This is a genomic window from Actinocrinis sp. (assembly GCF_035650855.1).
Taxonomy (GTDB): Bacteria; Actinomycetota; Actinomycetes; order Streptomycetales; family Catenulisporaceae; genus Actinocrinis.
The window spans coordinates 36,379-57,618 of record NZ_DASRGV010000027.1; the positions used below are offsets into that span (position 1 = coordinate 36,379).

A 21,240-nucleotide genomic window follows, 5' to 3' on the forward strand; every position below is an offset into this window, starting at 1 on the left:
CAGCCGACCCCCACGCCTCGCTCGCTCTTATACTGCGGCGGTGACCGCACCCCGACGCGACGGCGATCCCGGCGGGCAACGCCGCCGCGAGGTCACCGTCGCCAGCATCGCCAGGCTCGCCGGCGTCTCCGCGCCGACGGTCTCGCGGGTGCTCAACGGGAAGGCCGGGGTCGCGCTGGGCACCCGGCAGCGGGTCGAGGCGGTCATCCGCGAGCACGGCTACCGACGCCCCGAGGCGGACGCCCCGGCGGCCATCATCGAACTGATCTTCCACGCCCTGGAAAGCCTGTGGGCGCTGGAGATCATCCGCGGCGTGGAGCGGGTGGCCCGCGAACACGACCTGGCCGTGGTGCTCACCGAGATGGACGGGCGGCTCACCCCCGGCCACGCCTGGACCGAACAGGTGCTTGCCCGCAGGCCGACCGGCGTGATCGCGGTGTTCTCCGAGCTGACCGTCGCGCAGCAGTCCCAGCTGGCCAGCCGGGGGCTCCCGCTGGTGGTGCTGGATCCGACCGGCGAGCCGATGCACGAGACGCCGTCCATCGGAGCCACCAACTGGAGCGGCGGATTGGCCGCGACCCGGCACCTGCTGGACCTCGGCCACCGGCGGATCGCGATGCTCAGCGGGCCGGTGCAGTGGCCGTGCTGCCGGGCCAGGCTCGACGGCTACCGCTCCGCGATGGAGATGGCCGGAGCGGCGGTGGATCCGCGGCTGGTGCGCGTCTCAACCCTCTACGTCGAGGGCGGCCTGCGTGACGGGGCCGCGCTGCTGCAGCTGCCGGATCCGCCGACCGCGATCTTCACCGCGAACGACCTTCAGGCGCACGGGGTCTATGAGGCGGCGCGGCAGGCGGGCGTGCGGATTCCGCAGGACTTGAGCGTCATCGGGTTCGACGATCTGCCGTTCACGCAGTGGGCCGGGCCGCCGATGACGACGGTGCGGCAGCCGCTGGTGGAGATGGGAGCGGCCGCGGCCGAGATGGTGGTGCAGATCGCCAGCGGTGAGCAGCCGCGGTACACCCGCGTGGAGCTGGCGACCGAGCTGGTCGTACGGCAGAGCACGGCGCCGCCGAATCGGTAGCCCGGCGCCGGGGCAGGAGCGACATCGGCGCCGAGGGCGGAATCCGCAATTTTCGGCAGCTTTTCGAAACCGAACGCAACCACGCCCAACGAGTGAATGACCTGCATGACAGCTCGTTCACAGGGCACTCGGCAGGCCCGTCAGTCGCACGGAAAGGACGAGGGCCGATGGACGCGATCGTGCTGCTCAAGAACGACCACAAGACCGTGGAGAAGCTGTTCAAGCAGTTCGAGAAGCTGGCGAAGCAGGACGGCCAGAACACCAAGGCCAAGGCCGGCCTGGTCGCCGAGATCATCCAGGAGTTGACAACACACACGTACATCGAGGAATCGGTCTTCTACCCCGCGGCCAAGGCGGCCGGTCCCAAGGACGACGTGCTGGAGAGCGTGGAGGAGCACCACATGGTGGTCTGGCTGCTCTCCGAGCTCGGCGGGCTCGACCCGGCCGACGAGACCTACGACGCGAAGGTCCGGGTCCTGATGGAGAACGTGCGCCACCACGTCGAGGAGGAGGAGGGCGAGCTGTTCCCCGAGGTGCGCAAGGCGCTGGGGCGCAAGCTGCTGCAGGACCTCGGCGAGCAGATGGAGGCGGCGAAGAAGGAGGCGCCCAGCGATCCGCTGAAGGTCAGCAGCGCCCGCGCCGGAGCCTGACCGCCGGCCCGGTACGCCCGCCGCGCCAACCGCGTTGGCGCGGCGGTGACCTTGGTGCTGCGCGCGACGCGACCCGGTTTCAGAGCCGCACGTGCTCGTCCATGGTCGGCACGACGGCGGTCCAGCCGAGCTCTTCCGCGATGCGATCGCGCAAGGTCGCGGAGGCCGACGGCTCGCCGTGCACGACGAAGACGGTGTCGGGCTCGCGTCCGGCGCGCAGCCACGAAAGCAGGTCGTCGGCGTCCGCGTGCGCGGAGAACCCGGGCAGTTCGACTACCTCCGCGCGCACCGGGATGTAGCGCCCGTGCATCTTCAGCGTTCGGGCGCCGTCAAGCAGGCTGCGCGCCCGGGTTCCCGCTGCGGCGAAGCCGACTAGCAGGATGGTGTGGCGCGGGTCGGGCGCCATGCGCTCAAGGTGGTGCAGGACGCGTCCGCCTGTCGCCATGCCTGAGGCGGAGATGATGATGGACGGCATCGCCGGATCGTTAAGGCGTTGGGACTCCTCTCGGGTGCGCGCCTCCACGATCGCGCCGGTGTCGAAGGGGTCGTCCTCCCGGTCGAGCAGCTGAGGGCTGAGCTGATCGCAGCGCGAGGTAAGGGCTTTGCGATAGATGTCCAGGGCGGCCAGGGCCATCGGGCTGTCGACGTAGACCGGCAGGCGCGGTATCCGCTCGGCGCTCAGCAGCCGGGACAGCTCGTGAAGGATCACCTCGGTGCGGTCGACCGCGAAGGCCGGGATGAGCAGGGAGCCGCCACGTGACGCGGTGCGCCGGATCACCTCGGCCAGCCGCTCGCCGACGTGCTCGACCTCGTGTGCCCGGTCGCCGTATGTGGACTCGATCAGGACGGTGTCGGCGTCGTCGTACGGGTCGGCCGGCCGGAACAGCGGGTGGCCGGGCCGGCCCAGGTCGCCGCTGACCACCAGGCGGTGCGGATGCCGGCCGGCCAGGTCCAGGCTGACCCAGCTGGAGCCGAGGATGTGGCCCGCGTTGTGGAAGAGCAGTTCGACGCCCGGCGCGACCTCGACGTGCTCGCCGAATCGGGCGGTGTGAAAGCGGCTGATCGCCAGTTCCGCGTCCTCGGCGGTGTAGAGGGGCAGCGCGGGGCGGTGCTTGGACCAGCCGTGTTCATTCGCGTGGCGCGCGTCCTCCGCCATGAGATGCGCGCTGTCCTTGAGAACGATCGCGGCCAGCTGCGCGGTGTCCCCGGTGGCGTAGACCGGCCCGCGGAAGCCGTGGTTCACCAGCGCGGGCAGGTAGCCGCAGTGGTCCAGATGCGCGTGCGTGATGACGACGGCATCGATGTCGCGGGCGTCGAGTGGAAGCGGCCGCCAGTTGCGTCGGCGCAACTCGCCGAGCCCTTGGAACAGCCCGCAGTCGACCAGGACGCGCTGCCCACGCGGCGACTCGACCAGGAATTTGCTCCCGGTCACGGTCCCGGCTCCGCCGAGAAACGTCAGGGCACCGTGCGATCGTGCGCGCTCATGTGTCATCACCATGACTCGGCCCCTCTCCGCCGGCGCGCTGACGGAGCCGTCGGGCTGCGTCTTCGGCGCCGGACAAGGTCGTCGGCCCTTGAATCCTGCGCGCCCGACCCGCGACGGGCATGGGCCGAACGGCCTGCGACCGACCGGACTGTAGTCCTGTCGAGGCGGTCCTCTTGAGGAGGTCCCCTTGGGGAGTCTCTAGTGGTCCGGGTCTTCCTTTTCGGCGTCGTCGGAGCCGCGTCCGGCCTTGAACGTGCGGCGATACCGCTCCTGCGCCTCCTGTACCGCGTGTGGCCCGATCCAGCCGAGCGGCTTCACGTCCACGACCAGAGGCTCGTGGTCGGGACCGTTGCCGACCACGCGGCCGAGCAGGATCCACGGCTGCTGCTCCGGCCGTCCGTCGCTGAGATCCGCGTACTTGCACACCCGCCGCGCGATCCAGTCCGCGCTCGGCCGCGGCCACCACGACTCAGGGGTCAGATTCGTCACCGACAGGCCCGGCAGCTCCACCTCGGCCTCGTAGTCGGTGCTCTTCGCCCCGTCGGTCTGTGGCCCGCGCGAGTAGCGCACGAACACGTACTCGTGTGCGATCACCGTGTCGACCAAGGCTTCGAAGTCGTCGATGACCGGCATGTCCGGGGCCTGATCCCCGGCGGCGGAGCCGCCGTCCGCAAAGGTCTCGCTCATGGTCCGGTCCGGTTCAGGAAGGCGTGCCCGGCGGGATCTCGGCGCCTGACGCGACCGCGTCCTGCCGGTTCTCGGCCAGAGTCTCGGTGGAGGCGTCCGCAGCCTCCTTGATCTTCTTCATTCCGGCGGTGGCCAGGGCAGCCGCGCCCGCGCCATACGCGGCGGTCATCGTCATTGCGGCCAGTGGACGCGGCATCACCGCCTCCAGCGTCCGCAGCGCCGACTGGTGCGCCGCCGCGAGCGCGAGCAGTCCGCACGTCCCGGCGCCGGCCAGCAGGACCGCTCCGGCGCCCGCGTCGCGCATGGTGTCCGCCAGGTCCCGGGTCAACTGCTCGACTTGTTCGCGCACGAGCGCGGCCGTGTCGCGCGTCAGCCGTGTGGCCGCGGTTTCCGTTCCGGTCATCAGCTTCCTCCCGTTACTGAGTCGCCTTCGCGTTCGTCTCGGCCCCGGCCTCGCCCTTCGGCTGTGGCTCCGCCTGCGCCTCGCTGCGCGCCTTCTCCTGCTCAAGGCGCTCGCGCTGCGGCACGACCGTGTACTTCGGGTCGCGCGCGCTGGCCACGCCCGCCTTGAAAATGCCGAAGCGGGTGAGCGCGGAGCCGGTCAGCAACGCCGCGCCAGCCGCCCGCCGAAGCAGGGAGCTGCGGCGCCCGGCCGCGGCACCGACCGCCCCGGCCGTGGTCAGCACCTCCGCCGCCTTCATCAGCCGGCCCGCCGCACCCTCGTGATAACACTCGGCGGCCAGGCCCATCCGCTCCTCCATGAACTTGGACGCGCCGACCTCGGCCATCGCGGCGATCGCGCCAAGGCGGCGCACAGGTTCCACCTCGCCGGCCGGCGCGGCCAGCAGCCCGAGTCCGCAGGCGGCCGCGGTCGCCGAGGACGCGAACACGAACGGCATCTCGCGATGGCCTTCGTGCCAAGCCGGAACGGCGGTGTTGGAGATCAGCGCGGCCGTGTACGTGGCCAGCGCCGGACCGAGCGCGCCCGCGCCGTAGGTCGCCGCCGCGCCGATCGGACGCAGCTTGCCGGTCACCGAGGACGCGGCCGCGGCGCCGGACAGCGGCGCGAAACCGGCCAGGATCCACGAGCCGACGCTCATCGGCGAGGTCGGCTTGAACATACGCAGCATGTTGAGGAAGCGGGCCGGCCGCCCGAGGTCGTGCACGAGGGCGACCAGCGACAGCCCCGCGGCCGCCGCCGCGCCGGTCTTCATCACGTGGGCGAGCCCGGGCCGCCCGCTGGCCTGCGCCGCCGCGGCGATGGTGCCGCCCGCTCCGGCCAGGCCGCCGAGGAACAGGTATCCGGCGATATCAGGAGCCTGCCAGGTCGGCTCGTTGAGGATCGGCTTGCCGTAGTACGACTGGAACTCGGCGCGCGGGACCATGAGTTCCTCGCGCTTGCCGCCTTTCCGGCCCGGCGCGCGCTGGCCGACGTCAGGCTTCTTAGACGGGCTGGCCGCGACCTCGGAGAGCACGGCCGAACCGGGTACCGCCTCGCGTCCGGGCTGCGCCATCGAGGAAAGACCTTCGCGAGTGACGGCATGCGCGTGTCCGTTGCCCGTGTTCTCGAGCGTATTGCGCGTCTTGCGTGCCTTACTCATCCGCGCACCCTCCTCATCGCCGACCCGGCTCCCCGGCCGGGAGTCGCGGCGAAGGCCGCTGCGATGCCTCCGGCCAGTGCGAGGGCGGCCATTCCGACCCGTCGCCACATCTCCGGCAGGTCCCTTGTCGTCACCTTCGGGTCCGGCGGCAGCCCGTACACCTCGGGCTCGTCCAGCAGCAGGAAGAACGCGCCGTCGCCACCGACGCCGTCGTTCGGATCGTGGCCGTACAGCCGCGCCTCGGGAACGCCGGACGCGTGCAGCTGCGCCAAGCGCTCATCGGCTCGGGCGCGCAGTTCGTCGACCGGCCCGAACTGGATCGAGTCGGTCGGGCAGGACTTGGCGCACGCGGGTTCGGTCCCGGCCTGAAGCCGGTCGTAGCACAGCGTGCACTTCCACATCCGGCCGTCGTCCGGGCGCTCGTCGATCACGCCGTACGGGCAGGCCGGGACGCAGTACCCGCAGCCGTTGCACACGTCCTCCTGCACGACGACGGTGCCGAACTCGGTGCGGATCAGCGCACCGGTCGGGCACACGTCCAGGCACGCGGCCTCGGTGCAGTGCTTGCACACGTCTGAGGCCATCAACCAGCGCACTGGATTGTCGCCGTCGGCGGCCACCGCGGATGGACTGCCTGCACCTGCGACCGCACCGACCGCACCGGCGGCGACCTGTGCCGGCGTGGTGATCTGCGCGCCCATGGGCTTGGTCTGCTCGATGAACGCGACGTGCCGCCAGGTGTCCGCGCCGAGGCCCTGCGTGTTGTCGTAGGACATGCCGGTGAAGACCAGCCCGTCCTCCGGAACGTGGTTCCACTCCTTGCACGCCACCTCGCAGGCCTTGCAGCCGATGCACACCGAGGTGTCGGTGAAGAACCCCATGCGCGGCGGCGCGTCCGGGTAACCGGTCGCCCGCGCCGGGTCCTGGCCGTTGTCGAAGGCTGAGATCTGCACGTCCACGACTGCCATCAGTGCACCTCCATCCCGGTCTGCTCGGTGATTCCGGCCCGCCGGCAGTACGACTCGACCAGCTCCCGCCTGGCCTTGCCGGTCGGCCGCCGCCCCGGCTGGATGTCGGCGGCGAAGGCCTTGTCCTCCTGGATGTGCACGTTCGGGTCCAGAGTGACCGAGAGCAGGTCGTTGGCCGAGTCGCCCTTCGAGAGGCCAGCGCCGCCCCAGTGGAACGGCATGCCGATCTGATGCAGCGTGCGGCCGTCCACGGTCAGCGGCTTCATCCGCTCGGTCACCAGCACCCGCGCCTCGATCGCGCTGCGCGCGGTGATGATCGTGGCCCAGTCGCCGTGCACCAGGCCGCGCTCCTTCGCCAGCTGCGGCGAGACCTCGCAGAAGAACTCCGGCTGCAGCTCGGACAGGTACGGCGTCCAGCGGCTCATGCCGCCGGCGGTGAAGTGCTCGGTGAGCCGGTAGGTGGTTGCCACATACGGGAACACCTCGGCCCCCGGCTCGTTGCCGCTCGGCTGATAGCGGTTCAGCTCACGCGAGTACACCTGCCGCACCGGGCTGCGCTGCTGCCGGTAGAGCGGATTGGCGACCGGCGACTCCTGCGGTTCGTAGTGCGTCGGCAGCGGCCCGTCGATCAGGCCCGCCGGGACGTACAGCCAGCCCTTGCCGTCGCCCTGCATGATGAACGGCTGGGTGCCGGAGATCGCCTCGGAACCCGTCGCGCCGGCCGGCGGGTTGTAGTGCGGCGACTTCGGCTTCTCGAAGTCGGGGATGTCGTGGCCGGTCCACTCGGCCTCGTCCTCGTCCCACCACACCAGGGTCTTGCGCTCGCTCCACGGCTTGCCGTCCGGGTCGGCCGAGGCGCGGTTGTACAGGATGCGGCGGTTCGCCGGCCACGCCCAGCACCACTCCGGGCCGAGCCAGTTCTGCTCCTTGCCCGGCTTGCGCCGCGCCGCCTGGTTGACGCCGTCGGCGTACACGCCGCAGTAGATCCAGCAGCCGCAGGCCGTGGAGCCGTCGTCGTTGAGCTGGTCGTAGGCGGCCAGCGGGCGGCCATCGGCGTCCCAGCCGTTGATCTCGGCGAGCACGGCCTCCGCCTTCGGCTCGTCGATCGAGCCCTCCACCGGGTAGTCCCAAGTCAGGTCCAGGACCGGCCGGTCCATCTCATCCTGGGAACCGTCGAGCAGCGCGCGGATCTTCTCGCCGAGGTGGTACATGAACCACAGGTCGCTGCGCGCGTCGCCCTCCGGTTCGACCGCCATCCAGTGCCACTGCAGCATCCGGTTGGTGTTGGTGAAGGACCCTGATTTCTCCGTGTGCGCTGCGGCCGGGAAGAAGAACACCTCGGTGGCGATGTCCTCGGTGCGCAGCTCCCCGGACTCGATCTCCGGGCCGTCCTTCCACCAGGTGGCCGACTCGATCAGGGAGAAGTCCCGCACCACCAGCCAGTCCAGCTTCGCCATCCCCATCCGCTGCATCCGGCCGTTCGCCGAGCCGACCGCCGGGTTCTGGCCCAGCAGGAAGTAGCCCTTGCACACGTCGTCCAGCTGCGCCATCACGGTCTCGTAGGTGCTGTGCGAGCCGGTCAGCCGGGGCAGATAGTCGAAGCAGTAGTCGTTTTCCGCGGTGGCGTTGGCGCCCCAGTACGCCTTCAGCAGGCTGACCATGTACGCCTTCATGCTGCCCCAGAAGCCCTGTTCCGCGGACTCGCCCCGGACGTAGGCGTCAAGGTCCTCGTGCTCGTGCGCGTGCGGCATCGGCAGGTAGCCGGGCAGCAGGTTGAACAGCGTCGGGATGTCGGTGGAGCCCTGGATGCTGGCGTGTCCGCGCAGCGCCTGGATGCCGCCGCCGGGCCGGCCGATGTTGCCGAGCAGCAGTTGCAGGATCGAGGCGGTGCGGATCATCTGCGAGCCGTCGCTGTGCTGCGTCCAGCCGACCGCGTACGCGAACGCGGTGGTGCGGTCGCGGCCGGAGTTGCGCACCAGCGTGCGGCAGACCAGGTCGAACAGCTCGCGCGGCACGCCGCAGACCCGCTCGACCATCTCGGGCGTGTAGCGGGCGTAGTGCCGCTTGAGGATCTGCATCACGCAGCGCGGATGCTGGAGCGTCGGGTCGGTTTGCGGCTTGCCGCTGAAGGCCGCGCCGCCGGAGCCGTGCGCCTCCGAGCGGCCGGAGTGGCTGCTGCCGGAGTTCTTGCCGCTGCTGGAGCCCTTCCCGTCCGCGCCGCCGCCCTCGCTGCCGCCGCCTTCCCCGTCTTCTTCCTGCTGCTCCTCGTACTGCTCGTCGCGCTCCCCGGCCGCGGACTGCATCTCGATGCCTTCGTACTGCCAGGCGTCGCTGTTGTATTCGCGTTCTTCTTCGTCGAGGCCGCTGAACACGCCGTCGAGGTCCTCGGTGTCCGCGAAGTCCTCGCGGATGATCGTCGATGCGTTCGTATATGCGAGCACGTAGTCGTGGAAGTAGGCGTCGTTGCTCAGCACGTAGTTGATGATCCCGCCGAGGAAAGCCACGTCGCTACCGGCCCGCAGTGGCACGTAGACGTCGCTGACCGCGCTGGTGCGGGTGTAGCGCGGGTCGACGTGGATGACGGTCGCGCCGCGCGCCTTGGCCTCCATGACCCACTGGAAGCCGACCGGGTGCGCCTCGGCGAAGTTCGAGCCCTCGATCACGATGCAGTCGGCGTTCTGCAGGTCCTGCAGGCACGTCGTCGCGCCGCCGCGGCCGAAGGAGGTGCCGAGCCCGGCGACCGTGGAGCTGTGGCACAGCCGCGCCTGGTTCTCCACCTGGATCACGCCGAGCGCCGTGAACAGCTTCTTGATGAGGTAGTTCTCCTCGTTGTCGAGGGTCGCCCCGCCGAGGCTGGCGACGCCGAGGGTGCGGCGTACCCGCTTGTCCTCCTCGTTCCACTGCCAGGTCTTGCGGCGCGTCTCGACCACGCGCTTGGCCACCATGTCGAGCGCGGTGTCCAGCGGGATCCGCTCCCACTCGGTGCCGTGCGGACGGCGGTACAGCACGTGGTGCTCACGGGATTCGCCAGTAGTCAGCTGGAGCGACGCGGCGCCCTTGGGGCACAGCCGGCCGCGGCTGACGGGGGAGTCCGGGTCGCCCTCGATCTGGATGACCTTGTCGTCCTTGACGTAGACGTTCTGCCCGCAGCCGACGCCGCAATAAGGGCAGACCGACTTGACGACCTTGTCAGCGGTGAAGGTGCGCGGCAGCAGTTCGTCGGTGCGCCGGGTGCGCGCCGCGGCGCCGCGTCCGGTGCGGTCCTTGCCGGTCAGCTGGCGCAGAACCGGCCACGGCAGATTGGCGATCGTCATGGGCTCAGCCGGCCTTTCCCGTCGCGGCGATGCTTGCGGTGTAGGCGCTGCGCGCGGCCTTGAACCGGCGCCCGGCTTCTTCGCGCGCCTCCTCGCCGAGCCGTTCGCGCAACTCGGCCAGCACGGTGTCCTCGAAGGCGACGTGTTTGCGCAGCGCGCTCGTCAGGGTTTTGACAAGCTCGTCGCGCTCGGCCGAGGTCGGCGGAAGTGACTCGATCCGCTCCAGCAGCCCCTCGGCCTCGTGCTCCTGCTGCTGCGCGTGTTCCGCGAGGTTCTTGCCGTCCGGCAGCTGATCGCGTACCAACGGCCAGAAGACCTCCTCCTCGGCGTGCTCGTGCGCCTTGAGCTTCTCGCCCAGCAGGGACAGCGCCTCGTTGCGTCTGCGCAGGTCGTCGGGCAGGCCGCCGGAGGAGAGGCCGGGCAGCGTCTGCAACTGGAGCTGGAGGTACTTGGCCTGGCTGTGGTCGTGCCCGATCACGTCGATGAGGTCGTCGTCGTCCTCGGCGAGCGGCGGCGGTGCGACGCTGTGCGCGGCCCAGGCGGCGCGCAGCGCGGGATCGGCCATTGCCCGCTCGCGGATCCAGGCGGCGGTCTCCTCGTCCCGCTGCGGAAGGATCGACTTCGGGTTGCTCAAATGCTGCGTGCTGGTGGACAGCGCGCCGGGTCGCTTGTCGGTCTCCGGTCCGGGCGCGTCGCCGCCGTCGGCGGGCAGGCCGGTGGCGATGAGGTACGCCAGGCCCGGCGGCACCCCGAGCCGTTCGCCGATCTGCGGGTAACTCAAGCCCGAACGCACCAGGGTGAGGATGGACTCCCGAGTCGGCATCGCGGCTCCTCTCGCTTCGTCGCACCGTCCGCTCGCCCGGCCGGGTGCGGTTGTCTACCCCATGCCGCGTGGGAAATGCACCCTTTTCCTCCAACCGACCTAGGCCGGGTGCCACGCCGCCCGCCTGCTCCTTCGGCCTGGCCGCTGGTTTGGCCGCCCACCTGCCGGGTAGCGCGGTGCTCGGCGTCGACCGGGTCCGGCCCAGCCCGGTTCGCCGCTGAGGCGGGAGGTGCCGTGAAGGAGCTGTGGCGCATCGGCGCGGTCGTGGCCGCCGGCTGGGGCTGCCTGCTCGCCGTGTTCGCGCTGCTGCTGGCCGGCTACGGCGAGGGCGCGCTGGTGGTCGTGATGTTCGGCGCCTCGGTAATCCTGTGCTGGATCATCGCCGCCGCGTTGCTGCTGTGGAGCAGGCGCAACGCCGGGAAGCGGCTGTGGCGGCCCATCCCGCCGAAGATCGGCTCCCCGGCGCTGTTCGCGATCGCGGCCGGGCTCATCGGGCTCGGCGTGGCGTTCACCTGGGCGCTTTACCCGGTTGCGTTCTGGATCGCGGTGCTCGGCGCCCGGCAGTCGTGGCGCGAGCGGGCGGCCGTGCGCAAGCGCCTGTCGCCGGAGCACCCCGTGCGATCGGACGGCTGACCAGCATGCCTGGTATGGCCGGTATGGGCAACGGAGTCGCCGACGCGGCCGCGATGGGCCTCGCCATGGCGGTCATCGCACCGCTGCTGGCCCTGTACTTCTCGGGACGCGTCGCGAAGATCGTGCGCGTCTTGGCCCGCCATCCGGCGCTCGTCCTCACCGCGTTCGTCTTCGAGCACGCCGCGTTGATAGCCGCGATGACCGGCTACTGGTCGCCCGCCTGGCTCACCGGCCTGCTGCGCATCTCGCTGGTCGTGATCGCGGTCGCGTTCTGGCTTCCGGTCGTGGACCGCAACGGCCTCGGCGACGCGGCCCGCATCGTCTACCTCTTCATCGCCGGGCCGCTGCTCGACCTGCCCGCGCTCTATCTGATCGCCTCGGGCCGGTCCGCGGCCGGAATCGCGATGATCGTCACGATGCTGCCGATCCCGCTCGCCGCCGTCACCGCGGTGTACTCCTGGATGCGCCGCGAGGAGCGGGACGCGATCGAGCTTCAGCGGTTGCGGGAGAGCCCTTCGTAAGCGGCCCCGGCGGCGGCCGCGTAGAGCAGGTGGTGCGCTCCGTCGATGGCCAGTTCGCTCGCGCCCCACTCCTTGGGCGGCGGCGCGAGCTGCATCGCGGGAAGCATCGTCTGCTCGGCGCCCCACACCATCGCGGCGTGCACGGCGGTCGCGGCGACCGGAGGCAGGCCCACCGAGTCGAGCAGGCCGCGGGCGGCGCCCCAGCCGGTGCCGTAAGCCCAGTGCACGAGCTGGCTGAAGCGAGCCTTCTGCTGGTCGGACTGCGCCTCGACGCCGAGCACCTTCTGCGCGGCCTCGGCAGGGACCTGACTCTCCGGGCGCTTGCGCAGCTTCGATTCCAGCATCGTGCTCGCGGTGATCGCCGCGGTGCCGATGAGTCCGGCGGCCAGGCCGATGCCGACGTCCGCCGCTGCCTTACCTACGCGCATGGTGCTCTATCTCCTCGGTCTTGATTTTCGGTGGATTGGCGGACTCAGGATGTCGCAGAGCCCTGTCTCACTTGGTTGAGCCGGCGGGCCGCCCGGTCGTTCAACGCCGTCATCGCCCCGACCAGCCGCGAGTCGAGGCGGCGGGCCGCCTTGGCTCCGGTTTCGCTCTCGGCGGCGGGATCCGCGGCGCGGTCCTTGCCCAATCCGCGTTGCTGTTCAGCTGACTCGGTCGCGGCACGCATCAAGCGCGCGGTCGCGGTCAGAATGCGCGCGGTCGTCGCGGGGGCGATTCCCTGCATGCGGACGACCGCATGGGCCGCGGCGCCGAGGATGATCTCGGGGCGGCGATGCTCCGCGGCGCGGACCACGGCGCGCGCAGCACGGTCGGCGTCCATGGACAGCCCCGGCAGGCCCGCCGCGGCGGCGAACCACGCGTACTCGCGCGCCGTCTGACCGCGGAACTCGGCTCCGAGGTGCGAGCCGGTGCGCATCAGGCCGGGGATCACCGTCGTCACGCTGATCTTGTCCGCGGCCAGTTCGGCGCGCAGTCCCTCGGACAGGCCGGCGAGCGCGAACTTGGCGCTGTCGTACGGCAGCAGGTGCGGGGCGGCGATCCGGCCGCCGAGCGAGCTGACGTTCACGATCGTGCCGCCGCCGGAGCGCCGCATGATCGGCGCGGCCGCGAGCACCAGGCGCAGCGGCGCGAAGAACATGGCCTCCATCGCGGCGCGGAAGTCCGCCTCGTCCATCGAGGCGAGCGGGCCGACCTGGATGATCCCGGCGTTGTTCACGAGCACGTCGATGCCGCCGAAGTGCGTCTCCGCCTCGGCGATCAGGCGCTCGGCGGTGTGCTCGTCGGTGAGGTCGCAGGGCACGGCGTGCACCTCGGCGCCCGCGTCGTGCAGCTTCCATGCCGCCTGATCCAGCGCCGTGGCGTCGCGGGCGCAGATCAACAGGCGCGCACCGCGGTCGGCCAGCTCGCGGGCGATGGCGAAACCCAGGCCGCGCGAGGCTCCGGTGACCAGCGCCGAGGCGCCCTTGAATCGGTTCATGACCCACCTTCCGGATCGGTTGGGTGCGGCTCGATCAGTCAGCGCGGCATGGCGGCCGCGATGGCCAGGTACTCCTCGTTGCTGACCTTGACCGCGAGCCAGGGCGTGCCCTTCGACGCCAGCTCCACGCCTGGCACGACGTACACCGCGCCGGTGCGGTGGTCACCGACCCAGGTGGTCACCTCATCGGTGTGCAGGCTCGGCAGGGGCACGTCCTCCCAGACCAACCCCTCTGGTACGACCTCGTCGGGTCCGACCGCGATGACCGAAACGACCGCGTCGTGCAATTCCGGCGTGTGCATCTCGCCCTCCTGTGTGCTCAGTTCGATTGCCCGAGTCGCCAGGTCGAGCCCGGCTCGGGTAACCGTGCGCGGGGCAGGCATGCGCGGATTCGATCGTTCGCCGGGTTAAGCGGCGGCGGCGGCCGGCGCCGGGTGCGTGCCGTCGCCGTTGCGATTGCCATTGCGGTGGGCGAACTTGTCGATCAGCGCTGGAGCGGCCGCGCCGGCGACCGTCGCGGTGAGCGAGGACGCGCCGACGATGCCCCACGCGACCGGTCCGAGCGGCGTGCAGCCGAAGAACCGGCTGACCACCGGCGTTTCCACGACCACCACCAGCGCCGCCGCCGAGGCCACGCAGGTGCCGATGACCAGCGGGCTGTGCCGTCCGGTGACCAGCGTCTGGCCGAGCTGGGTGCCGACCAGCGCGGCCAGGCCCATGGTCGAGGCCCGGCGGGAGCGGCCGGTCATCCGCCCGGCCTGCCAGGCGAGCGTCGCGCCGAGCGCGGTCGCGCCGCCGCGGGCGGCGAGGTCCCGGGCGAGGGCGGGCCCCCACGGTCCGGCCAGCGGACCGCCGTCCGCGCTGCCGCCCGCGCCGCCGTTCCCGGTGGCCTTGCCCGCATCCGCCCGCTCGCCGTTCGCCGGCGGCCGGGCCGGCGCGAGCGCGACCGCGAGCGCGGGCAGCATGTCCGTCATCATGTTGACGAGGAGGAACTGGCGGGTGCCGAGCGGGGCGCGGCCGCCGAGGGCCGTGCCGAGCACGGTGAACGCGATCTCGCCGGCGTTTCCGCCGACCAGGATCGAGACCGCGTCGCGCACGCTGCGCCACAGCGCCTTGCCTTCGGCCAGGGCGTCCACGATCCGCGCCGGGTCGGGCGCGGAGAGCACCAGGTCGGCCGCGTTGCGGGCCGGCATGGTTCCCTTGCCGGCCAGCGCGATGCCCACGTCGGCGAGCCTGATCGCGGCGGCGTCGTTGCTGCCGTCCCCGGTCATCGCCACCACCCGGCCGGCCCGCTGGAGCGCCTGCACGATGCGCACCTTGTGCTGCGGGGAGACGCGGGCGAACACCGTGCTGGCGGCGATCCGGGCCTCGCGCTGCGACTTCGGCAGCCGGTCGAGCTCGGAGCCGGTGAGTACGTGCTCTGCGTTCGGGATGCCGAGCTGCCTGGCGATCGCCACGGCGGTTCGCGGGTGGTCGCCGGTGATCATGATGGTGCGCACCCCGGACGCCGCCAGCTGCGCGATGGTGTCTTCCACGCCGGGCCGCGCGGTGTCGGCGATGGCGACAAAGCCGACCAAGGTGAGCTCGCCGACCAGGTCGGCGAGGTGTTCCGGGGAGTCGCCGCGGGCCGCGCCCTCGTTGGCGACCGCGCCGGTCTCGGCTACGGCCAGGACGCGCAGGCCCTCATCGGCGAGGCGCTTGAGCGTGGCGGAGGCGGTGTTGCGGCGCTGCGGCGTGAACGGGCGGGTGCCCTTCTCCGTGACGACGCTGTCGCAGCGTTCGAGGATGACCTCGGGTGCGCCCTTGACCGTCAGGAGCATGCGACCGTCCTGCTTGCCGAGCGAGGCGGAGTAGCCGCGGGTGGTCTCGAAAGGCAGCTCCGATTCGAGATGCCAGGCCTCGCGCTCCTGCGCCGCGTGCTCGCGGGCCGCTTGCACCACCGCGATATCCGTCGTGTGCACCAGGGTCCGGGCCGGATCGTCGCCGACGTCAGGGCACGCACACGCGGCCATGTGCAGTACTTCGCGACCGCGCTGGGTGTCGAGCGAAAGGTCTTGATCGAACGCTGCGACACGGGTCACGGACAGCCGGCCCTCGGTCAGCGTCCCGGTCTTGTCGAAGCAGACCGTGTCCACGCGGCCGAGCGCCTCCAGCGTGCTCGACGAGCGGACGAGCACGCCGTAGCGCGAGAGCCTGCGCGCGGCGGCCAGCTGCGCCACGGTCGCGACGAGCGGCAGTCCTTCCGGCACGGCGGCCACCGCGATGGCCACCCCGGACGCGACCGCCTGGCGCAGCGGGACCCCGCGCAGCACCGCGAGGCCGGTGACCGCGAGGCCGCCGATTCCGGTGGCCGGCAAGGCGATCCGGGCCAGTTCGCTCAGCCGGGCCTGGATTCCCACCCGTGGCGGTGCGGAGGCGCTGGCGACGGCCGAGGCCCGGCCGGCCTCGGTGTCCGAGCCGGTGGCGGTGACCACGGCGTATCCGGTCCCTGCGACGACGGTGCAGCCCTCGTACACCATGCAGGTCCGGTCCGCGAGCTCGGCGCCGGGCGTGGCCTGCACGGACTTGGCGATCGGCAGGGATTCGCCGGTGAGCGCGGACTCGTCGACCTCAAGCTCCTCGGCGCTGATCAGCCGAGCGTCGGCGGGCACGATGTCGCTCGCGCGCAGCGCGATCACGTCGCCGATCCGCAGCCGTTCGGCGGGAACGGTCCTCGTCCGCGCCTCGGCGAGTCCGGCGGTCCAGTCGCGGTCGCCGTGGGAGCCGGTGCCGGTATCGGCGTCGGCATGGGCGTCCGGATGCTCATTCTCGGGGCCGGACCAGGCGACGATACGGGCGTTGGTCCGTTCGCCGAGCATCAGCCGGCTCAGGGCGCGCCGGGCACGCAGCTGCTGCCCCGCGCTGATGACCGCGTTGCCGCCCATCACGCCGCCGACCAGGATCGCGTCCACACCCGAGCCGACCACGGCGGACGCCGCCGCGCCGAGCGCGAGCACCGGAGTGAGCGGGTCACGCAGTTCCTCGGCGATCGCGCCGGCGAACTCGGCCGTTCCGCGGGCCGGGGTGACGACGAGCTGGCGGATCGGGGTGGTCGCGGCGGCCCGATGCGCTGCGCTGCCGGCCGCGCGGACCAGGGCCGGTGGCTGCGCCGCAGCAGCCTGACGGTCTTCTTCCCGCCGGTAGTCGCGCAGCCTCGCGAACGCGTCCTGCGCCGACAGCACGTGCCAGGACTCGTACACGGTGCCGCGCGGCTTGTTCGCGCGTGCGATCCGCAGACCGCTGTAAGCGCCACCGATGACGGAGATCAGGGCGGCGCTGTGTACCGGAGACAGCTGCGGTCCGCGCCCGCGGCGCCGGTTTCCGGTCGTGGCCAGCAGCGCGCCGAGCGCGCTTCCGCCCCAGGCCAGCCGACTGGACCGCTCGCTGACCGCGCGCGCGATCGGCACCGCGTTCAGGATCCGCCACGCCTGCTCAAGCCCCGGACCGCAGATCAGGTCGGCCGACCAGCCGACCGCCCCGGTGACCTCCCCCTCGGTCCGCCGCAAGACGGCGATCCCGACGTCGGCCGCCGCGAGGGCGGCGTCGTGTGCGGTGGAGACGACCAGGACGCCGTGGCCTTCGCTCTGAAGCCGGCGCACATGGTTGTGCAGATATTCGTCGCGCGGCAGCACTTCGTCAGCCCACTGCAACAGTTCGCCGACGCTCGAGTGCTGAGTCAGCACGACCTTGTCCACGGCCGCGTGCGCCGCGGCGAGCAGTGCGTCAGCCAGCGGATCCAGCGCGCAGCCCACCGTCACGGTGCCGCGCCGGGTGCCCGCCTTGTCGAGAAGGTCCAGGGTCAGCGCCCCGGGCTCGGCCGCGGACCGCGATCGGTTCGCCCGGCCGCCGGCGGAGCGCGTCGAGTAGCGCAGCCGCCACCGGTCGTTTGTCCACAGGTCTGTGGAGCGTGTGGGCGGAGTGCCGAGCAGCGCGGCTTCGATGACAGCCGCGGTCGCCTTCTCGGCGTGCTTGGCGGCCGCGTCCGGCACCGCGTCCGACTGCCCGTCTGACGGCGCGTCCGAATTTGGATCAGTCTCTTGAGACGCCGCCGTGATCAGCCGCTCGGCGACCTGCCAGACCTCGGCGTCTTCGAGCCCTGCTCCGTTCGCGCCGCCCGCCGCCTCGGCGGAGAGCACGACCGGCTTCGGCGCGCACAGCACCGAGGAGTCGATGAGCACGGTGTCGACGCGGTCCAGGCGACGCAGCGCGGTCCCGTCCATCGGCACCACGCCGCGCCTGGCCAGATCCCAGCCGAGCGCCGCGGCGAACGCCTCGCGGCCCTGCCGCCCGGCCTTCGGCATGGTGGCGAGCATCAAGTCCGCGGCCCGGCCCGGATCGCGGGTGAAGGCGAGCGCGCCGCCCGCGCCGAACAACGAGGCGATGGATGAGCGTTCGCCGAGCCGTTCCACCGGCCCCTCCGGCAGCGGCGCGGGGCGCGGGGCGTGCTCGTGTGCTTCCTTCACGAGCCCCTGCCCCTCGCGCACCAGCTCGTGCTCGCGCCGCCGCCACACCGACTGCCGGCTGAGGCGCTCGACGAGCCGCACCCCGTGCTGGAGGCTGTCCACGGCGAGCGGCCCGGGCCCGGTGCTCGCCGCGTTCACGGTCGAGGTCGCGAGGGAGATCAGCAGTTCCGCGTGCTGATGCCCCAACCGCGCGGCCAGCAGCTCACGCAGCCGCGGATACGTATCGGCGAACAGCAGCGGTATACGAGCACTGCGTGGCAACAGCGAGACGTTCAAGAGCTGGGCCGTGGTCGCCACGCCGAGCCCGGCCAGGTCGGCCATCAGCGCCAGCGCCATGATGGCGACCGGCGCGTCGTCCGCGGGATGCTCGGGCGTGCAGCCGGCGGCCTCGCCGTCGGGGAAGTCGCAGTCCGCGGTGCCGTGGATCTCCTCGATGGTCTTGACCGTGGCGAGGATGTCCTCGAGACCGACGCGGTCCTCGTCGAAGGCGAGCAGGACCTGCTGGGTGACGGCGTTGACCTGCGCCCACTTCACGCCCTTGAGGCGCTTGAGCGCGTCTGTGACGTCGTCGGCGATGCGGCGGTGCTGCTCGCCGGAGCCCGTCAGGCCCTTGACCTCGACGTGGGCGCGGCCTCCGCGGGACCACACGCGTCGCACGCCCCGGCTCGGACCGACGTCGGCCACCGAGCCGAGGGCCGAGGTGTAGCGATACGGCAGGTTCTTCGCGGCGAGCGAGGCGGCTTGAGCGGTGACGCGCGCGGTGGTCCCGACGGCGGTCGCGGCCGCCGGACCGGCCGTCGCGCCGGCGACCGCGCGCGTCACGGTGGCGGTGCCCCGAGCTGTCGCGGCGGCGAGGCGCGCGGACCCGGCCGTCGTGGCGAGCGTGAAGCCGGCCGCGGCGCGGGCGGTGGACAGGACGGAACGCTGTGTACGCGACCTTCCGTTGTGAAACTGTGCAAGACGAACCATCGAGCTGACCGCCACTCCCTCGACTCACCTCGGGTGGGCCCGCCTAGTACCCGGCGAATCGGGGCTAAACGCGCGTAGCGGCTGTCCAGAGGACACGTATGGTCGTGCCCGGACGTGCGAAGGTGCCCCCGCGCGAGGGTCAGCCCTCGTTGAAGACCGCCTTCTCGACGCCCTTGAGCGCCTTCTGCAGGTCGATCGGGTTGACGTTCGCCATGCGCTGCTCCTCGCGCGCTCGGACTTGAATCGGTCGGTGCAGCGCGTTACCCGGACACAACGGGCGAAAACTGGCCTACCCGATGCTGGCGTATAAAGCCTGGTCGAGATCGTTCCAAAGGTCTTCCGCGTCCTCCAGGCCCACCGACATCCGCAGCAGCCGGTCGCTGATCCCGGTGGCGGCCCGATCCTGCGCGTCCATGATGTGGTGGCTGATGGACGCGGGGTGCTGAAGCAGCGTGTCGACGCTGCCGAGGCTGACCGCCGGGGTGATGAGCCGGACGGCGCCGATCACGGCGTGCGGGTCACCGGTCGTCTCGAAGGAGACGAGAGCGCCGCCAGAGGCCATCTGCGCCGCAGGGCGCTGACGATCGAGTCCTGGGTAGTGGACGCGGGCGACCGCCGGGTGGCCGGCGAGCCGGTTCGCCAGCTGCGCCGCGGTCGCCGAGGCGGCGCGGACCCGCAGCGGCAGGGTCGAGAGGCCGCGCAGCAGCAGATATCCGGCCAGCGGATGCAGGACCGCGCCGGTGAGGAAGCGCAGCTGTCGCAGCGTTCGTGCATACTCCTCGTCGCACGCCACGACGCCGCCGAGCACGTCGCCGTGACCGCCGAGGAACTTCGTGGCGCTGTGCAGCACGAGCCGGGCGCCGAGGGTGGCCGGCCGTTGCAGGACCGGAGTGGCGAAGGTGTTGTCCGCGAGCACCGGCACCGGTGCGCAAGCCTCGGCCAACGCGCGCAGGTCCACCTCGTTCAGGGTCGGGTTCGCCGGGCTCTCCACGATGACCAGTCCGGTGTCCGGCCGGAGCGCGACGGCGGCTTTCTCCGGCTCGGCGAAGGTGACCTCGTTGCCCAGCAGACCCGAGGCGATCAGGTGATCGCTGCTGCCGTAGAGCGGACGCACGGCCACGACGTGCGGCTTTCCGGCGTTCACCGCCGCGAGCAGACAGGCTGTGAGCGCCGCCATGCCGCTGGCGAACGCGACCGCCGCTTCGCAGCCTTCGAGCTCGGCGAGTGCGCTCTCAAAGCGGGCCACGGTCGGGTTGCCGATCCGCGCGTACACCGGCGGTCCCGAGCAGAGCTCTCCGGTGCCCAGCACGTCCAGACGCGCGGCCTCGCCTCGGCTGTCGCGTGACGGATACGTGGTCGACAGGTCGAGCGGCGCCGCGTGCAGGCCGAGATCGGCCAGGTCGTCGCGGCCGGCGTGCACGGCGCGCGTGGCTAGAGCGGCGGTCGGCACGTCCCGGTGGGTCAGAGGAGCGGAGAGGCGCTGCGTCATGACCTTCATAGTCGGCACAGGAGCGGCAAAGAGCCACGACTCCCGTATCTTGTTCGGATGAATGGGGAAAGCGCCAAACTTGATCCGGTGGACATCGCGATTCTGCGTGAGTTGCAGAACGACGGCCGGATGCCGAACAAAGACCTTGCTGAAAAGGTCGGCATCGCACCCTCCACCTGCCTCGACCGGGTGGCCAGGCTGCGCCGGGTCGGCGCGATCACCGGCTACACGGCCCGCGTCGGCGCCCAGGCGATCGGGCGCCCGATCGAGGCGTTGCTGGCGGTGCAGGTGCGTCCGCACTCGCGGCTGCTGGTCGACCCCTTCATCGCGCACGTGCTCGCGCTGCCGGAAACCCGGTCGCTGCACCACACCAGCGGTCCGGACGACTTCTTCGTGCACGTCGCCTGCGGCAGCGTGCAGGACCTGCAGAGCCTGGTGCTCGACCAGTTCACCGCGCGGCCCGAGGTGGCCAGGCTCCAGACCCACCTGATCTTCGCGACCTGGGAGGGCAGTCCGCTGTTGCCGTATAACGCGGCGGAGGCTGTCGGTGGCAGGCGGCAGGATGATGGCAAGCGGGCGAAGAAGGGTGCCGGGGCGGCGGGAGGGTGATGAGCATGGCCGGCGAAGACACGACGGAGTGCGCGACGGCGCCGCTCGACCGGCTGCGCGCGCTCTGCCTCGACCTGCCCGAGGTCGTCGAACGGCCCAGCCACGGTGAACCGACCTGGTTCATCGGCGGCAAGAAGACCTTCGTGATGTTCGCGGACCGACATCACGACGATCGCGTGGCCTTCTGGTGCGCCGCCGCGCCGGGCGCGCAGGAGCACCTGACCGCCGCGGACCCCGAGCACTACTTCCGGCCGCCATACGTCGGGCATCGCGGCTGGCTCGGGGTCTACCTCGACGTTCCGGTCGATTGGGCGGAGATCGGCGAGCTGGTGTCTGAGGCGTACCGCGCGGTCGCCCCGGCGCGCCTGCTCCGACAACTCGACGCGGAGCCGTCCCAGTCTGGTTAATTCCCTTCACTTGGAGGGTG

Annotated in this window: 19 protein-coding genes; 6 read left to right on the forward strand and 13 right to left on the reverse strand. The window is 71.5% G+C overall.

Features of this window, described 5'->3' with window-relative positions:
• Window positions 1-40 precede the first annotated feature (40 nt).
• Both VFB40_RS02295 and VFB40_RS02300 read left to right on the forward strand, forming a co-directional pair.
• Window positions 41-1,081, forward strand: a complete 1,041-nt coding sequence (locus tag VFB40_RS02295) for a LacI family DNA-binding transcriptional regulator (RefSeq protein ID WP_324847568.1) — start codon at window positions 41-43, stop codon at window positions 1,079-1,081.
• Window positions 1,082-1,248: 167 nt separating this feature from the next.
• Window positions 1,249-1,731 (forward strand): hemerythrin domain-containing protein, encoded by a 483-nt coding sequence (locus tag VFB40_RS02300; RefSeq protein ID WP_324847569.1) that lies wholly within the window; start codon window positions 1,249-1,251, stop codon window positions 1,729-1,731.
• Between the two features lie 79 nt (window positions 1,732-1,810).
• Here VFB40_RS02300 and VFB40_RS02305 read toward each other — a convergent pair whose 3' ends face one another.
• The 7 genes from VFB40_RS02305 to VFB40_RS02335 all read right to left on the reverse strand — a co-directional run bounded on the left by VFB40_RS02305 (window position 1,811) and on the right by VFB40_RS02335 (window position 10,610).
• Window positions 1,811-3,163, reverse strand: coding sequence for an MBL fold metallo-hydrolase RNA specificity domain-containing protein (locus VFB40_RS02305; RefSeq protein ID WP_324847570.1), 1,353 nt, complete (start codon window positions 3,161-3,163; stop codon window positions 1,811-1,813).
• A gap of 252 nt (window positions 3,164-3,415) precedes the next feature.
• On the reverse strand, window positions 3,416-3,904 hold the full coding sequence (locus tag VFB40_RS02310) for a DUF6098 family protein (protein WP_324847571.1): 489 nt from the start codon (window positions 3,902-3,904) through the stop codon (window positions 3,416-3,418).
• A gap of 13 nt (window positions 3,905-3,917) precedes the next feature.
• A complete protein-coding gene (locus tag VFB40_RS02315) occupies window positions 3,918-4,307 on the reverse strand; it encodes a phage holin family protein (RefSeq protein WP_324847572.1) in 390 nt (129 codons plus the stop codon).
• Between the two features lie 13 nt (window positions 4,308-4,320).
• A complete protein-coding gene (nrfD, locus tag VFB40_RS02320) occupies window positions 4,321-5,418 on the reverse strand; it encodes an NrfD/PsrC family molybdoenzyme membrane anchor subunit (protein ID WP_349261309.1) in 1,098 nt (365 codons plus the stop codon).
• Window positions 5,419-5,501: 83 nt separating this feature from the next.
• A complete protein-coding gene (locus VFB40_RS02325; RefSeq protein ID WP_324847574.1) occupies window positions 5,502-6,473 on the reverse strand; it encodes a 4Fe-4S dicluster domain-containing protein in 972 nt (323 codons plus the stop codon).
• The gene (gene fdh, locus VFB40_RS02330; RefSeq protein WP_324847575.1) at window positions 6,473-9,787 is read right to left on the reverse strand and encodes a formate dehydrogenase; all 3,315 of its coding nucleotides are present in this window, start codon (window positions 9,785-9,787) and stop codon (window positions 6,473-6,475) included. Before fdh ends, VFB40_RS02325 begins: the two co-directional genes overlap by 1 nt.
• Before the next feature lie 4 nt (window positions 9,788-9,791).
• Window positions 9,792-10,610, reverse strand: a complete 819-nt coding sequence (locus VFB40_RS02335) for a hemerythrin domain-containing protein (RefSeq protein WP_324847576.1) — start codon at window positions 10,608-10,610, stop codon at window positions 9,792-9,794.
• A 234-nt stretch (window positions 10,611-10,844) separates the two neighbouring features.
• Between VFB40_RS02335 and VFB40_RS02340 the strand changes: the two genes are divergently transcribed.
• Window positions 10,845-11,243 (forward strand): hypothetical protein, encoded by a 399-nt coding sequence (locus VFB40_RS02340; RefSeq protein WP_324847577.1) that lies wholly within the window; start codon window positions 10,845-10,847, stop codon window positions 11,241-11,243.
• A 14-nt stretch (window positions 11,244-11,257) separates the two neighbouring features.
• On the forward strand, window positions 11,258-11,764 hold the full coding sequence (locus VFB40_RS02345; protein WP_324847578.1) for a hypothetical protein: 507 nt from the start codon (window positions 11,258-11,260) through the stop codon (window positions 11,762-11,764).
• On the opposite strand, the gene VFB40_RS02350 is transcribed toward VFB40_RS02345, so the two are convergent.
• From VFB40_RS02350 to VFB40_RS02375, 6 genes are all read right to left on the reverse strand, one after another.
• A complete protein-coding gene (locus VFB40_RS02350; protein ID WP_324847579.1) occupies window positions 11,737-12,192 on the reverse strand; it encodes a hypothetical protein in 456 nt (151 codons plus the stop codon). The genes VFB40_RS02345 and VFB40_RS02350 overlap by 28 nt on opposite strands.
• Window positions 12,193-12,236: 44 nt before the next feature.
• Window positions 12,237-13,244: an SDR family NAD(P)-dependent oxidoreductase gene (locus VFB40_RS02355; RefSeq protein WP_324847580.1), complete on the reverse strand. Its 1,008-nt coding sequence runs from the start codon at window positions 13,242-13,244 to the stop codon at window positions 12,237-12,239.
• Window positions 13,245-13,282: 38 nt separating this feature from the next.
• Complete coding sequence (locus tag VFB40_RS02360) at window positions 13,283-13,627, reverse strand: hypothetical protein (protein WP_324847581.1); 345 nt, start codon at window positions 13,625-13,627, stop codon at window positions 13,283-13,285.
• A gap of 24 nt (window positions 13,628-13,651) precedes the next feature.
• A complete protein-coding gene (locus VFB40_RS02365) occupies window positions 13,652-18,715 on the reverse strand; it encodes an HAD-IC family P-type ATPase (protein WP_324847582.1) in 5,064 nt (1,687 codons plus the stop codon).
• A gap of 139 nt (window positions 18,716-18,854) precedes the next feature.
• The gene (locus VFB40_RS02370) at window positions 18,855-18,989 is read right to left on the reverse strand and encodes a hypothetical protein (RefSeq protein ID WP_324847583.1); all 135 of its coding nucleotides are present in this window, start codon (window positions 18,987-18,989) and stop codon (window positions 18,855-18,857) included.
• A gap of 15 nt (window positions 18,990-19,004) precedes the next feature.
• Window positions 19,005-20,204, reverse strand: a complete 1,200-nt coding sequence (locus VFB40_RS02375) for a trans-sulfuration enzyme family protein (protein WP_324847584.1) — start codon at window positions 20,202-20,204, stop codon at window positions 19,005-19,007.
• Between the two features lie 57 nt (window positions 20,205-20,261).
• Here VFB40_RS02375 and VFB40_RS02380 point away from each other — a divergent pair, with 57 nt between their 5' ends.
• Both VFB40_RS02380 and VFB40_RS02385 read left to right on the forward strand, forming a co-directional pair.
• Window positions 20,262-20,813 carry an Lrp/AsnC family transcriptional regulator gene (locus tag VFB40_RS02380; RefSeq protein WP_349261305.1) on the forward strand — a complete coding sequence of 184 codons (552 nt, stop codon included), beginning with the start codon at window positions 20,262-20,264 and terminating at the stop codon, window positions 20,811-20,813.
• A 5-nt stretch (window positions 20,814-20,818) separates the two neighbouring features.
• A complete protein-coding gene (locus VFB40_RS02385) occupies window positions 20,819-21,220 on the forward strand; it encodes an MmcQ/YjbR family DNA-binding protein (protein WP_324847586.1) in 402 nt (133 codons plus the stop codon).
• The last annotated feature ends 20 nt before the right edge of the window (window positions 21,221-21,240 follow it).

What these genes read in the sequence shown, in the direction of transcription:
- VFB40_RS02385 (WP_324847586.1), top strand. Translation starts at nt 20,819, where the DNA reads ATGGCCGGCGAAGACACGACGGAGTGCGCGACGGCGCCGCTCGACCGG.
- VFB40_RS02360 (WP_324847581.1), bottom strand. Translation starts at nt 13,627, where the DNA reads ATGCCTGCCCCGCGCACGGTTACCCGAGCCGGGCTCGACCTGGCGACT.
- VFB40_RS02315 (WP_324847572.1), bottom strand. Translation starts at nt 4,307, where the DNA reads ATGACCGGAACGGAAACCGCGGCCACACGGCTGACGCGCGACACGGCC.
- VFB40_RS02300 (WP_324847569.1), top strand. Translation starts at nt 1,249, where the DNA reads ATGGACGCGATCGTGCTGCTCAAGAACGACCACAAGACCGTGGAGAAG.
- VFB40_RS02350 (WP_324847579.1), bottom strand. Translation starts at nt 12,192, where the DNA reads ATGCGCGTAGGTAAGGCAGCGGCGGACGTCGGCATCGGCCTGGCCGCC.
- VFB40_RS02345 (WP_324847578.1), top strand. Translation starts at nt 11,258, where the DNA reads ATGGCCGGTATGGGCAACGGAGTCGCCGACGCGGCCGCGATGGGCCTC.
- VFB40_RS02380 (WP_349261305.1), top strand. Translation starts at nt 20,262, where the DNA reads ATGAATGGGGAAAGCGCCAAACTTGATCCGGTGGACATCGCGATTCTG.
- VFB40_RS02310 (WP_324847571.1), bottom strand. Translation starts at nt 3,904, where the DNA reads ATGAGCGAGACCTTTGCGGACGGCGGCTCCGCCGCCGGGGATCAGGCC.
- VFB40_RS02355 (WP_324847580.1), bottom strand. Translation starts at nt 13,244, where the DNA reads ATGAACCGATTCAAGGGCGCCTCGGCGCTGGTCACCGGAGCCTCGCGC.
- VFB40_RS02325 (WP_324847574.1), bottom strand. Translation starts at nt 6,473, where the DNA reads ATGGCAGTCGTGGACGTGCAGATCTCAGCCTTCGACAACGGCCAGGAC.
- nrfD (WP_349261309.1), bottom strand. Translation starts at nt 5,418, where the DNA reads ATGGCGCAGCCCGGACGCGAGGCGGTACCCGGTTCGGCCGTGCTCTCC.
- VFB40_RS02335 (WP_324847576.1), bottom strand. Translation starts at nt 10,610, where the DNA reads ATGCCGACTCGGGAGTCCATCCTCACCCTGGTGCGTTCGGGCTTGAGT.
- VFB40_RS02375 (WP_324847584.1), bottom strand. Translation starts at nt 20,204, where the DNA reads ATGACGCAGCGCCTCTCCGCTCCTCTGACCCACCGGGACGTGCCGACC.
- VFB40_RS02365 (WP_324847582.1), bottom strand. Translation starts at nt 18,715, where the DNA reads ATGGTTCGTCTTGCACAGTTTCACAACGGAAGGTCGCGTACACAGCGT.
- fdh (WP_324847575.1), bottom strand. Translation starts at nt 9,787, where the DNA reads ATGACGATCGCCAATCTGCCGTGGCCGGTTCTGCGCCAGCTGACCGGC.